Origin of the sequence: Parapedobacter sp. 2B3 (genome assembly GCF_041925275.1) — a bacterium.
Taxonomy (GTDB): domain Bacteria; phylum Bacteroidota; class Bacteroidia; order Sphingobacteriales; family Sphingobacteriaceae; genus Parapedobacter; species Parapedobacter pyrenivorans_A.
The window spans coordinates 62817-76700 of record NZ_JBHEUZ010000003.1; the positions used below are offsets into that span (position 1 = coordinate 62817).

General features: G+C 37.6%; 8 protein-coding genes, 1 tRNA gene and 2 pseudogenes. 8 read left to right on the plus strand and 3 right to left on the minus strand.

What is annotated here, in order from left to right:
• Positions 1-108 precede the first annotated feature (108 nt).
• A tRNA-Lys gene (locus ACEVG1_RS04740) sits at positions 109-181 on the plus strand.
• Positions 182-917: 736 nt separating this feature from the next.
• Here ACEVG1_RS04740 and ACEVG1_RS04745 read toward each other — a convergent pair.
• A pseudogene (locus ACEVG1_RS04745) lies at positions 918-1508 on the minus strand (recombinase family protein); the annotation flags it as partial.
• On the opposite strand from ACEVG1_RS04745, the pseudogene mobC reads away from it, so the two are divergent.
• The 7 genes and pseudogenes from mobC to ACEVG1_RS04780 all read left to right on the plus strand — a co-directional run.
• Positions 1502-2992 (plus strand): annotated as a pseudogene (gene mobC / locus ACEVG1_RS04750) (conjugal transfer protein MobC); the annotation flags it as partial. The pseudogenes ACEVG1_RS04745 and mobC overlap by 7 nt on opposite strands.
• Before the next feature lie 262 nt (positions 2993-3254).
• Positions 3255-3842, plus strand: coding sequence for an RNA polymerase sigma factor (locus ACEVG1_RS04755; RefSeq protein ID WP_374742419.1), 588 nt, complete (start codon positions 3255-3257; stop codon positions 3840-3842).
• A 153-nt stretch (positions 3843-3995) separates the two neighbouring features.
• Positions 3996-5063, plus strand: coding sequence for a FecR family protein (locus ACEVG1_RS04760; RefSeq protein ID WP_374742420.1), 1068 nt, complete (start codon positions 3996-3998; stop codon positions 5061-5063).
• 155 nt (positions 5064-5218) lie between these two features.
• Positions 5219-8683 (plus strand): TonB-dependent receptor, encoded by a 3465-nt coding sequence (locus ACEVG1_RS04765; protein ID WP_374742422.1) that lies wholly within the window; start codon positions 5219-5221, stop codon positions 8681-8683.
• Positions 8684-8704: 21 nt separating this feature from the next.
• On the plus strand, positions 8705-10183 hold the full coding sequence (locus tag ACEVG1_RS04770; protein ID WP_374742423.1) for a RagB/SusD family nutrient uptake outer membrane protein: 1479 nt from the start codon (positions 8705-8707) through the stop codon (positions 10181-10183).
• 119 nt (positions 10184-10302) lie between these two features.
• Positions 10303-11466, plus strand: a complete 1164-nt coding sequence (locus ACEVG1_RS04775) for a nucleoside hydrolase (protein ID WP_374742424.1) — start codon at positions 10303-10305, stop codon at positions 11464-11466.
• A gap of 66 nt (positions 11467-11532) precedes the next feature.
• Positions 11533-12411 (plus strand): uroporphyrinogen decarboxylase family protein, encoded by an 879-nt coding sequence (locus ACEVG1_RS04780; protein ID WP_374742425.1) that lies wholly within the window; start codon positions 11533-11535, stop codon positions 12409-12411.
• Between the two features lie 94 nt (positions 12412-12505).
• On the opposite strand, the gene ACEVG1_RS04785 is transcribed toward ACEVG1_RS04780, so the two are convergent.
• Both ACEVG1_RS04785 and ACEVG1_RS04790 read right to left on the minus strand, forming a co-directional pair.
• Positions 12506-13369 carry an IS3 family transposase gene (locus tag ACEVG1_RS04785; protein ID WP_374742427.1) on the minus strand — a complete coding sequence of 288 codons (864 nt, stop codon included), beginning with the start codon at positions 13367-13369 and terminating at the stop codon, positions 12506-12508.
• Positions 13366-13641, minus strand: a complete 276-nt coding sequence (locus ACEVG1_RS04790; protein WP_090622413.1) for a transposase — start codon at positions 13639-13641, stop codon at positions 13366-13368. The genes ACEVG1_RS04785 and ACEVG1_RS04790 overlap by 4 nt, the downstream gene beginning before the upstream one ends.
• Between the last annotated feature and the right edge of the window lie 243 nt (positions 13642-13884).

Here is a 13884-nt window from a genome sequence, read left to right on the forward strand (position 1 = left end):
ACAGCTGAAATTATCTGAAATTTATTTTGGACAGTACACCCTATAATTCTATCTTTGCACCACTTTCCAAAAGCAGGAAAGATGTACTTTAAGTGAATAAAAAACCATGAATCCGTAGCTCAGCTGGTAGAGCAATACACTTTTAATGTATGGGTCCTGGGTTCGAGTCCCAGCGGGTTCACCCAAGCGGGGATTTTATCAATTTTGATAGAATCCCCTTTTTTTTGTCCGTTCAGAACCCTTGCTAATTCAGGGATTGGAGAAAAAAATGAGTTTATTCTCGAGGTTCGAACTAAGTCCAATTCCCGGTTATAGTAGATTCCTTCAGGAAACAGCAAATTCTGAAATACCCTTTTACTGTTCAAATCACTGGAATCCCATAATAGAAAGGGATTACGGCATATTCTCACAGCAAAATCTATCACTTTTTTAAGGTTCGAACTGTATCCACCTGTTTTGTTAAGTTCTTGCTCAATTTCAAAACACTCTTTTTCATATTTTGGCTTGAATTTTTCAAAAAGGTTTCTGTCTATTTCTCCAATAACAAACCGTTCTTCAATGGCATTCAATTTTTTTCTTGTTTCTGTTAGTTTGGCCTTTAAAAAAGTCGTATTCTCCATTTGGGACTTAAAAAACACAGCCATCTGTTCTTCTAGTTGCAACTTAATAATATCAACCTCTTCGTTCCCAATCTGAAAAGTCTTTAACACATTTCGAAACAATTCGTGCATTCCTTTGGCACTTCGGTTGACTTTACATCCTTTGGTTCTGCACTTGTAATAATATATTCCCTTCTTTTTTGCCAAATAGCCAGTCATTGTCTGGCCGCACTTATCACATTTAGTAAATACCTTCAATGGCAAATTTTCATTATCCTTATCATGGACAAAACCATGTGTTCGCTTTTCTTGCCGGATATTATGAACTGCCAGAAACAATTCTTTTGAAATTAATGGTTCATGCCTACCCTCAATCACCTGCCCCGGAAGTATTTTGCTGGTAATAAGACCACAATAAAACGGATTTAAAAACAGGTTAACCAATCTCTTTTCCGATATATCAACCCCCAATTGTTTTAAGCGCCTACTAATTTCAACGGTAGGCAGTTGATGATAAGCTTTCCACTCAAATGCTTTCTTTAATAGTTTTCCTTCTTCACTAACAACTAATTTACGTTCTGTTGCCCTCCCTTTATTTAAATCTTCATATCCACGCGGAGGAGCCCATAACCAATAACCTTTTGCTAACAGTTCACGCATGCCGGTAACCACCTTATCCCGTCGCAATTCATTATCCATCTGACCAAACAGGAATAATATTTTTTGCTGAAAGGAACCGGAAGGAGTTGTGGGGTCCAATTCCTGTGTGGTTGCCAGGGTGATTACCCCATATTTTTTTAGCAAATCGTCGGCAATTGAAGCTCCTGCAATACCCGAACGGGAAAAACGTTCATAAGAGTAAACAATCACATAATTGACATTTTTCGAGCGTTTTACAAAGGTCAGCATCACAGGAAACGCGGTTGATGGAAAATGAATTTTCCGTGAACCTGCCAACACGGTTTGAGCACAAAGGAAAAACCTACAACGGATGGATTAATGTAGTTAATCCGTTCCGGGCGAGCATTGTTTTGGGTACCCCGGGGAGTGGAAAGTCGTATGCAATTATCAACAACTACATCAAGCAACAAATAGAAAAAGGTTTCAGCATGTATATCTACGATTTTAAGTTTGACGACCTGAGCATCATCGCTTACAATACTCTGATGAAAAACATCGAAAAGTATGAGCACCCACCCAGGTTTTATGTGATAAATTTTGACGACCCGGAACGGAGCCACCGGTGTAACCCCATAGCCCCTGAGTTTATGACGGATATTGCCGATGCTTATGAATCTGCCTATACCATCATGCTGAATCTGAACAAAACCTGGATTCAGAAGCAGGGCGACTTTTTTGTGGAGTCGCCCATTATCCTGCTCACGGCCATTATCTGGTACCTGAAAATCTATAAGAACGGAAAATACTGCACTTTCCCTCATGCCATCGAATTTCTGAATAAAAAGTACGCCGATATTTTCACCATTCTCACCTCGTACCGGGAGTTGGAGAACTATCTTTCCCCATTCATCGATGCCTGGGAGGGCGGCGCGCAGGATCAGTTGCAGGGACAAATTGCCAGTGCAAAAATCCCGCTTTCAAGAATGATTTCACCGCAATTGTACTGGGTAATGTCGGGCAATGACTTCACGCTGGATATCAATAATCCGAAAGAGCCTAAAATCCTTTGTGTAGGCAATAATCCTGACCGCCAGAACATCTATTCAGCAGCGCTTGGATTATATAACTCCCGGATTGTAAAACTGATAAATAAAAAAGGCCAGCTTAAAAGCGCGGTGATTATTGATGAGCTTCCAACGATTTATTTCCGTGGGCTGGACAACCTGATTGCCACAGCCCGGAGCAATAAAGTAGCTGTTTGTTTGGGATTTCAGGATTTTTCGCAGTTAAACCGCGATTATGGTGACAAAGAAGCCAAAGTGGTGATGAATACGGTTGGAAACATTTTCAGCGGACAGGTAGTTGGCGAAACAGCAAAAACATTGTCGGAACGATTTGGGAAAGTTCTTCAGAAACGGCAATCGATGACCATTAACCGGCAGGACAAATCCACTTCCATAAATACCCAGATGGATACATTGATTCCGGCTTCAAAAATCAGCAATCTCACACAGGGTGTTTTTGTCGGAGCTGTCTCAGACAATTTTGAAGAACGCATTGAGCAAAAGATTTTTCATGCTGAAATTGTGGTTGACAAAGAGAAAGTGGCAAAAGAATCTTCCATGTATCAACTTATCCCTGTAATTACAAATTTTACTGATGAAAATGGCAAAAATCATTTACAGGAGGAGATTGAATACAACTATCGGAGGATAAAAGATGAAACGGTACAAATTGTTTTGGAAGAATTGGAGCGGATTAAAGCAATATAAGTTCCCAAGGTTTTCCTATATCTAACAAACCTACACAATTGATGGTCTTTTTTTTCTTATATCCTTTCGCCATTTTTCATATTCGCCGTTATGCAACTTTGCTCCTTTAAATATGTTCGTTTTAAAAATCTGATGTGCCAAAAGCGAGATAATCTGTTAATATTATTGATCGATTACAATGGAATTATATTTTATACAAAATAATAATATTTGCCTATTCTATTTGAATCATTACATTTGAAGCGTTCAAACTTAACTTTCCGTGAAAAATGTCAAATCAAATACTGAACTTGTTAAGCTCCTGAAAAAAGGTGACATGGCAGCTTTTGATGCCATTTATAATCAATACTGCCATAAATTGCATCAGTTTGTATTCATGTTTCTAAAGCAGAAAGAAGATGCTGAGGGGATTGTGCAGGAAGTTTTTATTAAGATTTGGGAATCAAGAGGTAAAATTGATATTTATGCTTCCTTCGAGTCATTCCTGTTTACCATTGCCTATAACTCCACAATGAGTTTATTGCGCAAAAGAATGCGTGAAACCAAATCGAGGGAATACCTGAAATCATTGCAACAAGTTAGTGCTGCTGAACACGTAATAGATGAAATCCAATATCAAGAATTAAAGCAGAAGGTAGAGTTTTTACTAAAACAGTTAACCCCACGTCAGGAAGAGATTTACCGATTAAGCAGGGAAGAAGGTTTGACACACGAAGAAATTGCCCAGAAATTAAATATTTCTGAAAGTACGGTGAACAATCACCTGGTGAAAACTATAAAGTTTTTAAAATCTCATCTCGATAGTGGTCTGGCTATCAATATTTTATTTGTCTGCATGTTCCTTTCTTAAAAAAAACAGCATTTTTATATAGTTATCCCATAGCTCTTATGCGTAATACTATTAAACCTTATTGAAAGAAAAAAGTGTTAATTTCATAGGTTTGGTTTAGTTAGGTAGAGCACCTCCCCTGTTAATGGGGAGGTACTTAATTTGAAAAAGAAAATGAATAAAGAAATCCTTAAAAAATATTTAAACAATAACTGTACTGACAAGGAATTTGAAGAACTTGCAAGCTGGTTGGAAAATGAAGCTGCAAGTGATGTTGGCAAATACTGGAGCTACGATTTCTGGAAAATTTTTGAAGCTGATTTAAAAAAGAAAGATGAGAAAAAGTACAGTGCATTACTCGATAAAATTCACCATGAAATAAACCTTAAACATCGGAAGGATGCAGACGGCAAAGTGATTAATTTTTCAAAAATTGCAAAATGGTTAAGGCGGGCAGCAGCGATACTGTTCATCCCCTTACTTGGTGTAGTATTTTATTTGCTATCGAACAGCAACCTGCAAATGAATAACTTCACTGATTTATCGTTTGCTGTTGACTCTCTTGAAATTATTGCTCCTATAGGTTCAAGAACAGTTGTACAATTATCGGACGGAACTGAAGTAAACCTCAATTACGGCAGTAAAATTAAATATCCACGAAACTTTATCGGAAATACAAGAGAAATTACACTGTCGGGCGAAGCATATTTTGATGTAGCCCATAACCCTGATAAACCATTTATTGTAAAAGCGGGAAAGCTGAATGTAAAAGCCTTGGGTACTGAGTTTAATGTAAATGCGTATCCCGACGATGATATTATTGCAACAACACTTGTAGAGGGGAAAGTAGTAATTGAAAAAATATTGTCGGATAAGAAAATCGGAAAGATTGGAACAATGGCTCCGAGGCAGCATTTAGCCTATAATTCAAAAACGGGTAAAATCAGCTCAAATCAGGTAAATGTCGAAAATTATATTGCATGGAAGGAAGGCAAACTGGTATTCGATAATACCCCAATTCTGCGGGTTACTGAGAAACTGAGCCGGATGTTTAATGTTGAATTTGATGTGGCTGACGACATAAAGGATTTAACCTATACTGTAACCTTTGCTGATGATCCCCTGTATCTTATTCTCGATTTAATGACTGAAACAACTCCTATTACATACAGGAGGTTTCCGCGAAAAAAACTGGATGACGGTACTTTTTCTAAACAAATAATTAAAATAGAAAGACGATAATAAAATTTAAAGCTAACGAATTAAAACAATTTGCCTATGATGAGAAGATATTAAAAAACAACAGGGAAGTGCGCCAACACCTCCCTGAAGAGTTCAAAACCATCCCTGTAGTATTAACCGTACAGGGTAATTTCAAATCTTAACAATATAAAAGTATGAAAAAAAATGAATGTATTTCATGGGAATGGAAAGTTCCCAGGTTACAAAAAGTATTTAGAATTATGAAACTAACTGTCTTCCTGTTATTGCTTTCTGTAATTAGCGTGTTTGCAAGTAAATCGTATTCGCAAACCACTTTGCTGAATCTTGATATGGAGAACAGCACGGTAAAAGAAGTTCTTCGGAACATTGAGAAGCAAAGTGAGTTTGTCTTTATGTACAGCGAAAAATTGATCGATGTTAACCACGAAGTATCGGTGACCGTGAAAAATAAGAAAATTAACGAAGTTCTCGACGAACTGTTTGCCGGAACCGATGTAAGTTACAAGGTAAAAGACCGCTTTGTTTTGCTAACAACACCTGAAGTTACAGGTAGTGATTTCATGGCTCAGCAACAAAAATTAGTATCCGGTAAAGTAACAGACTCCGGCGGCCTGCCGCTGCCCGGAGTAACCGTTGTGGTTAAAGGCACCACCCAAAGCACAGTAACCAATGCCGACGGGGAATATTCCCTTTCCAATATTCCTGAAGACGCTACGCTGGTGTTTTCGTTTGTAGGGATGAGGACGCAGGAGATTGTTATTGGGAACCAAACTACAATCAATATTTCAATGGTGGAAGATATGATTGGGATTGAGGAGGTTGTGGCTGTAGGGTATGGAACAATGAGAAAAAGTGATTTAACTGGAGCTATATCATCAGTTAAATCAGAAGATCTATCTATGATTGCTAATACCTCAGTCGGACAAATGCTTGCTGGAAAAGCAAGTGGGTTGCAAGTTATACAAAACACAGCACAACCTGGGGGCGCAATGACATTTTTGATAAGAGGTGCGGGATCCATAAATGCCAGTAATTTACCCTTGCTAATTATTGATGGATTTCCAATTACTGAGGATAATGAACCTAGAAGTGGCAATCGCTATGATGGGGGAGCAAAAAGCTATTTAAATTTTTTAAATCCGCAAGATATTGAATCGATTGAAGTTTTAAAAGATGCTAGTGCTACATCTATTTATGGCGCCAGAGCAGCGAATGGGGTTATAATTATTACTACAAAGAAAGGGGAAGAAGGTAAAATTGTTATTAACTATAATGGTTCATATACCATTCAAACCCCTTCAGATATGTATGATATGATGAATGCCAAAGACTTAATGATAGAGAACAATCGACATTTCTATGAAAAATGGATGTATGATAATAAAATTGGCATATATGGTGGTAAAACCGAAGCTGAAGTAATTGCCTCGGGAAATCCACATACACCTCGTTTCCTTGATTCAGAAATAAAAAATCCTCCTGCAAATACAAATTGGTTTAACGAAATAACAAGAAATGGATTTATTAATCAACATAACATTAGTATTTCGGGTGGAAACAAAGACACAAAATATTTTTTATCAGGAAACTATAATGATCATCAGGGCATATTGAAAAATTCTCATTTAAAGAGATATTCATCAAGATTAAACCTTGATCAAAATGTTGGGAAATATATTAAAATTGGCATAGTATCAAACATAAGTCGGATTGAGAATGATAATACACAACTTGGTGCCGGGAAATATGAAAATGCAGGAATCATTCAGACGGCATTATGTTACCCCAGTTATTTACCTGTTTATGATGAAAAGGGTGAATTCTCTATCCCTCCTGGAATGTCCTGGTTGCCCAATCCAGTTTCGATGCTGAGCATTAGCGATAAAAGCGTAAATGAAAAAATTTTGGCTTCAACTTATTTTGAAGTTTCACCAATAAAAAATTTAAAACTTAGATTAAATGCAGGCGTAGATCGAAATATTGGAAAACGATCAACATACTTGCCAAAATCAACACTTTATGGAAAGACCGATGGAGGAAATGCGTCAATTTCTCAAAATGAAAAATTGGATAGCAATTTTGATTTAACCATGAATTATTCAAAAACGATAAATCAAAATCACTCTTTTGGTTTATTAGTTGGACACTCATACCAAAAATTTACATGGGAAGGGTTTAATGCACAGAATTCAGATTTTATTATTGATGGATTTCTTTATTATAATTTAGCTGCGGGTGCTTTTTTTAAACCGTCAGTTGGTTCTTATGGCGGATCAACTAAAATGGCTTCCTATTTTTCAAGATTCAATTATTTTCTTTCAGACAAATATCTACTAACAGCTACTATACGCGCAGATGGCGCTTCAAACTTTGCAGCTAATAAAAAATGGGGATATTTTCCATCTGTTGCGCTAGGCTGGAGAATTAGTGACGAAACCTTTATGGAAGGATTTAAAAATTCCATATCAAATTTAAAACTTAGATTAAGTTATGGACAGACTGGGAATTCGAATATTGGGAATAGAGCATTTTCAAATTATAGAGTCGGAGAAAATTATAATATCGGAGGGGTGGAGTCTATCGGAATTTATTTAAGCCAATTGGCTAATCATAATTTAAGTTGGGAAACAACAACTGAAAAAAATATTGGCATAGATTTCGGCCTAATAAAAAACAGGATTTCAGGGAGTATTGAATTTTATGACAAAGTTATTTCCAACTTATTAAATACACGATATCTTATGTCTTATCACGAAGTAAACTCTATTGCAGCAAATATTGGAAAAACTCAAGGTCAAGGCTATGAGCTGAGTGTAAGTTCAAAAAATATTGTTTCTGACGGTTTTAGTTGGACATCAGATTTTACATTTTCTCATTATAAGGATAGATGGAAAGAAAGGGATAAAAACTGGTCACCCGCAATCTACGAAAACGAAAATGACCCTGTCAGACCAATATTTACATATATTTCTGAAGGATTAATACAGCCAGGAGAGCAAATAGCTGCAATGCCTGGTGCAATTCCAGGACAAGTTAAGATTAAAGACATTGATGGGTTTAAAAAAGATGCGGATGGGAAATATATTGTTGACGAAAAGGGACGATTCCAGTATCTAGGAAAACCTGATGGTAAAATTGATGATGCAGATAGAATCTTATTTGGTTCAATGGACCCAGGTTACAGTTTTGGATTTAACAATAATTTTAAATATAAAAATTTTGATTTGAGCATTTATTTCTATGGTTTATTTGACAGATATATTACAAATCAAATGTATGCTAGTTTTGCAGTCAACTCGCTAGAGATTGAGCGTGGTCAGAATTTTTTGAATATAGCAAAAACAAGATGGACTCACGATAATCAGGAAACAAACTTTCCTTCTGCTTTTCAGTCTTACTCTACTTATGGTTATGGTGATTTTCTGTTGGAAAAAGCTTGGTTTATTCGATGTAAAAATATTACAGTTGGATATACGTTACCAAAAATAAGTAACATTACAAATGTTCGTCTTTATTTTGATGTTCAAAATCTATTTATAATTACTCCCTATACAGGGTTAGATCCAGAAACAGACTTTTATCAGGGGGCATATCCTAATTCTCGGTCTTTTTCTTTCGGAATTGATATAAAATTTTAAATAATTCTAAAAATAGTTATTATGAAATCAAATTTTAATAGAATATTATTATTCATATTAATGTTCAGTCCTTTTCTTCATGGTTGTTATGGAAAATTGGATAGTGAAATGTACGATGCAATTAATCCAAGTATTTTTCCTAAAAACGCCAATGATATCGAAGCATTAGTAACAGCTTGTTATTATCCATTTAGAAATGCAGAATGGGCTGGACTATATAATAATAGTACTGGTATACAAAATACTGATTTGACCACAGATATATGTATGGAGCAATGGGCTGAAGAAAGATGGTTAATTCTAAATAATTTAAATTGGAATGCATCGACTCTTCAACTTAGAACCTGGTATTCTAATTACAATCAGTTCAGCAAAATGACAATGAATATTGAAAGAATTTCAAATGTGCAAATGGATGAAGACTTGAAAGCCCGGTATATTGCTGAAATTAGATGTGCAAGAGGCTGGATGGCATTTATAATGTTTAATTTGTATGGTCCCATACCAGTTGCTTCTCTGGACATTTTAGAAAATCCTCTTACAGATGTAGTCATAGAACGTCCTACACAAGAATGGATGGTCAACTATATTGAAACGGAATTAACCGAAGCGGCAAAAGTATTACCATATAAATATGGTGCAAATGATTGGGGACGATTTACAAAAGGAATGGCTCAAATGATCCTTTTAAAGTTATACATGCACGAAAAAAATTGGTCAAAAGCTGAAACAATAGGAAGAGAGTTGATGAAACCAGAGTATGAATATAGATTAATGGACAATTATTCATCAATATTCACGCTTGAAAATGAACAAAATAGTGAGATAATTTACGCTACGCCAAATACAATAAAAACAGTACAGACTTATTTGCCCCATGTCCTTCCCACAAACTATCCTGTAAAGAATGCTAATATCCCAGGATGGAGTGGATTTAGAATTCCATGGTTTTTTTACCATACATTCGAAGTAAAAGATAAACGACTAGAGGTTTTAGTTGGTGAATATACTGGTACAGATGGAATAACTTATAATGAAGAAAATCCAGGCATATATATGTGGGGAGGGGCTATTCCAGTTAAATATGGTGAGGATCCACAAGCAACAGGTCATGGGTCTCAAATTGATTGGATTGTTTACCGTTATGCAGATGCAGTTCTTTTATTAGCAGAAGCCATTGCAAATAATAATGGAAACCCAACAACTGAAGCAATAGAACTTATAAATATGGTAAGGAGAAGGGCTGGATTAGATGATTTGGAACTTAAAGATTATAATACTTTGAAAAAAATCAATGAATTAATTTTATTGGAAAGGGGTCATGAATTATGGTTTGAAGGTTGTCGTAGGGAAGACTTGATCAGACATGGAAAATATATCGAATATGCTCGTCAATATAAAGGGTCTCTTAACGCTCAAGATCATTTTGTTTTATTCCCAATTCCTCAAGAGTACATAAACGAAGGTAAAGGGAAGATTCAACAAAATCCAGGATATTAGTTGAATTTTTAAACAAGAGGGAACCTCGTTGAGGTCCCCTCTTGAATATATAATTTTATATAATAACCTCTACTCACATATATAGTTATAATTGTTAACGATGGATATAAATTATAAATATGAAAAGGATTACCATAATAATCATTACGTTTTTATCATCTAATATTTGTTTGTTTGGAAATATAATGGGCGATTATTCCAAGAAGAATGTTGTTTTTATTACAGATTTTTACCATCCACATCAAGATTTTGGTGATAATTTTGATATCATTACACCTTATGCACTTCCTGAGGTTGATTTGAAAGCTGTTATAATTGATGTAACTGACGAATTTCGAAAGCCAATTAGTTCTTATGGTGATAAAAGGGGTCACTTTATTAACTTGTGGGGAACGGATAAAGGAGGTCCCAGAGAACCGGGAATAATTCCTTTAATACAGCTAAATTATATTTTTGATAAAAATGTTCAATTTGCAATTGGTCCATTTATTCGAATGCGCACGTTTGGGGACAAAATGGATGATATTCCTGTATTTCAGCAAAGTGGAGTAGAATTACTACTATCTATACTTGAAGAATCACAAGATAAAGTTGAGATAGTAGTAACTGGATCTGCACGGGTACTTGCGGTAGCATATAATAGAAATCCAGATCTCCTTCTAAATAAAATCAACCGGATAAATTTAAGTGCTGGCTCAAGCTCTTCAAAATTTCAAGAATGGAATGTCATGTTAGACCCATTAGCGATAAATGTTCTTCTTAAGTCAAAACTTCCAATAGTTATTTACCCTTGTGCAACAGAGAAAGGCCCTTTCGATAAGGGAATCAATAATACTTATTGGAAATTACACAACATGGATTTTATAAAGGATTTAAATTTGAAACTTCAAAACTATATTAGTTATGCTTACTCGAAATCATGCAGAATTGACTTTTTAAGGGCTATTGATGATACAATTCAAAATTATAAAAAAGATTTATATAATAAATCCCACAGTATTTGGGAAACCGCAGTTTGGGCACAGGTTACAAACAGAAAATTAATAAAAAATAATTTTGGACAATACAGACTTATCCCTGAAAGCCAAATTGGGGAAATGGACAGTGTATTTAAAGAAGTACTTATACCTTGCAACGTAACGGTGGATAAAGATGGTTTGTTTGAATTTGAAAAAACGGGACATAGCAATTTTTTTATTTATGAACGTGGAGACCCAATAAAATATGAGCAATGGATGCAAGATGCTTTAAAAGCATTATATCTTTCATTTTTAAAGCCTTGACCCTTTGATCGGCTCGGGCATAAAGAATAATACAAGTGTTGGGTTTTATAAGCATTATGCGTTAAAATGGTAAGTAGAGAATTAATAAAGAAAATAATGAACAGAGAGCCTTCTGAAAGGTGTGGCTTTTGGTTGGGAAACCCACTTCCTGAGACAATAAAAGTTTATTGTGAAAAACTGGGCAAAAATAGTCTCGAAGACATCCAGAAATTTATGGGTGATGATATCCGCTGGATCACTCCTCAGTATTTCAGTTCTACATACAATCATCCGCTGGAGAAAAAATTACGCCCATGGAAGGAGGCCAATCCTATGGGGCTTGCCAATGGCCCCCTGTCTCATATCGAAACAGTGGAAGAGGTTGAATTGTATGATTGGCCTCAAACCAAATACCTCGATTTCACCGAGACTATAAACGGATTGCGTAATATGGGTGATTATTACCGGTTAAGCGGATTTTGGTCTCCTTTTTTTCATGATTTGACGTACATGCTTGGTACTGAAGATCTTTTAATAAAGATGTACACGCATCCTGAAGTGGTACATGCCATCCTTAATAGGTTGTGTGGATTTTATCTGGATGCTAACGAATTGTTTTACCAACAGGCAGGTAACCTCATCGACGCCCATTTTATGGGTAATGATTTTGGTTCACAAAACGACCTGTTAATAAGTCCTGATCTTTTCGAAGAGTTTTGCTTACCTTGGTTAAGAAAATTTGCTGATCAGGCACATAGGTACGGATACCATAGCGTATTGCATTGTTGTGGCTCAATCTATCGGATTATCATTCACCTTGCTGATGCTGGAATTGATTGTATCCACCCTATCCAGGTATTGGCAACGAACATGAATGCCGAATATCTGGCTGAAAATTTTAAAGGCAAGATGGTATTCATGGGTGGGATCATAATTCCCCCCAATCATTGGACAGATTTTTCATAAACTAAGTAAGATATTTCCGGTATCCCACCCACCAACATTAACCTAACCTGCCTGCGCGGCGAGCGCCCGCCGGAGGCACCTGTTTTCCTCTGCTTCATGCCACCTCCTTTTGTTTGAGGCTCTGGTAGACCTCACCGGGGATTTCATCTTCCAGGCTTTGGTGCCTCCTTTGGTTGTTGTAATACCCGAAATACGTTTGCAGACCTTGGTAACAGGCCAACCCATCGGCAGCCGGGAACAGGTATACATGTTCGTATTTGACACTCCGCCACAACCGTTCGATGAAAATATTGTCAATCGCCCGGCCCTTGCCGTCCATGCTTAGCCGGATGCCGTTTCCGGTCACCCAGTTGCAGAATTCGTGGGCGGTGAACTGACTTCCCTGGTCGGTGTTGAGTATTTCGGGGGTACCGTGTTCCCCGATTGCCGCCTCCAGCGTATCCCGGCACCATCCGGAGGTCATCGTGTTGGACAGTGACCAGCCCACAACATAGCGGCTGTATACATCAATGATGGCGCACAGATACAGGTAACCGCCCTGTACCGGAATATAGGTGATATCCATGGCCCATACCTGATTCACGCGGGTGATATTCAGACCCCGTAACAAATACTTGTATATCCGGTGCCCCTTACCTTTGCCCCGTTTGGATGTGTTCGGCTTCGGGCCCATGGCCGACAGCCCCATGATCCCGTACAACCGCTCGATGCGCTTGGGATTGACCCGGTAGCCCTTGTCCCTGCGCAACCAGGTGGTCATCCGGGGAACGCCTAGCCAGGGGTGCTGCAGGTATTCCTCATCGATCAACCGCATCAACTCCAGGTTCAGCGAGCTTTCCCCGACAGGTTGATAGTAAAAACTGCTCCGGGATACCGATACCAATTCGCACTGGCGGGCTATGCTCAGCCCGTCTGCCTTGCCAACGTGCGCCTTCCGTTGTGCTGGTGTCTCTTTCATGACAAGGCTTTCTTTAAAAAATCAATCTCCATCTTCTGTTGGCCGATCGTCTTCAGGTATTGCTCCTCACGCTCCTGAGCCTCGCTCTTGGCGTCCTTGACCGGACGATCAAAGACCGCAGGGGCCTGCTTCAAAAATTGAGACTTCCACGTCGTGATCTGCGTGGGGTGGATCCCGTGCTTCTGACCCAGCTCCTGGATCGTCACACGCTCCGATAAAGCTTCCAATACTACCTTCGTCTTGAAAGCTGATGTGAACTTTCGCCTACTCATAATACAACAAATTTAATCTAAAAATCTAACTTAAACTGCTGTCCTGTTTTCGTGTCTGCACCGATGTAAAGTGACCCACCATTCTTAAGTTATTTGACCCATCTAAACTTCGGGAATAAAAGCGCCGAAAGAGTTAATATTCCGTATTAACTAAAAAGTAAATACTGTTTAACCGGGCGTGGGTATTACCGGACCAATGCTTCCTTACTGACATTCCGGCGTAAAGTGACCCACCCGTTATTC

Bases quoted from the DNA above. Each gene is read 5' to 3' on its own strand.
- ACEVG1_RS04760 (WP_374742420.1), top strand. From the start codon at position 3,996: ATGAATAAAGAAATCCTTAAAAAATATTTAAACAATAACTGTACTGAC.
- ACEVG1_RS04765 (WP_374742422.1), top strand. From the start codon at position 5,219: ATGAAAAAAAATGAATGTATTTCATGGGAATGGAAAGTTCCCAGGTTA.
- ACEVG1_RS04770 (WP_374742423.1), top strand. From the start codon at position 8,705: ATGAAATCAAATTTTAATAGAATATTATTATTCATATTAATGTTCAGT.
- ACEVG1_RS04775 (WP_374742424.1), top strand. From the start codon at position 10,303: ATGAAAAGGATTACCATAATAATCATTACGTTTTTATCATCTAATATT.
- ACEVG1_RS04780 (WP_374742425.1), top strand. From the start codon at position 11,533: ATGGTAAGTAGAGAATTAATAAAGAAAATAATGAACAGAGAGCCTTCT.
- ACEVG1_RS04785 (WP_374742427.1), bottom strand. From the start codon at position 13,369: ATGAAAGAGACACCAGCACAACGGAAGGCGCACGTTGGCAAGGCAGAC.
- ACEVG1_RS04790 (WP_090622413.1), bottom strand. From the start codon at position 13,641: ATGAGTAGGCGAAAGTTCACATCAGCTTTCAAGACGAAGGTAGTATTG.